1 protein-coding gene is annotated in these 672 nt (G+C 62.9%); it reads left to right on the forward strand.

Features of this window, described 5'->3' with window-relative positions; translation table 11 throughout:
- Window positions 1–624, forward strand: a 624-nt coding sequence (locus EN969_RS34020) for an aldehyde dehydrogenase family protein (protein ID WP_127419919.1), incomplete at its 5' end; no start/stop codon positions are given.
- Between the last annotated feature and the right edge of the window lie 48 nt (window positions 625–672).

Here is a 672-nt window from a genome sequence, read left to right on the forward strand (position 1 = left end):
GCCAATGCCGGGCAGATCTGCACGGCCACCGAACGCGTGCTGGTGCATAAATCCATCCATGACCGGTTTATCGAAGGTCTGGTGAAAGCGGCCGCGAAGGTGAAAATGGGCGACCCTTTCGATCCCGCGACGACGATGGGGCCGATCAACAATGCGGTCGCCGTCGACAAGGTGCTCAGCCACATTGCGGACGCCCGCGCTCGTGGCGCCGAGATCGTCACCGGCGGCAATGTGGCGTCGGGTTTTGCCACCAATCTCTATTTCGAGCCGTCGATCGTCACAGGACTGACCCGGGAAAGCCTGCTCAACGTCGAGGAATCCTTCGGGCCGATTGCACCCGTGCTGACCTTCGAGACCGACGAGGAGGCGATGGAACTTGCGGCGTCCAGCCCCTACGGCCTGTCGGCCGCGGTCTTCACCAGCACCATCAAGAACGCCTTTGCCTTTGCTGAAAGCCTGAGGGTCGGTATCGTCAACGTCAACGAGATGAGCTGCTATTGGGAGCCGCATATTCCTGCCGGCGGCGCCGCCGGGACGCAGAGCGGCCTCGGCCGCACCGGGGGTCGGCACACGCTGATGGAAATGTGCGACCTGAAGACGATTACCGTGGACGTCACTCGCTGACATTCAAGGCCCGCGCCTTTTGCGCGGGCCTCCCGTGCGACCGTATGC

Origin of the sequence: Mesorhizobium sp. M7A.F.Ca.CA.003.01.2.1, assembly GCF_003998945.1 — a bacterium.
In the GTDB taxonomy this organism is placed as follows: domain Bacteria; phylum Pseudomonadota; class Alphaproteobacteria; order Rhizobiales; family Rhizobiaceae; genus Mesorhizobium; species Mesorhizobium ciceri.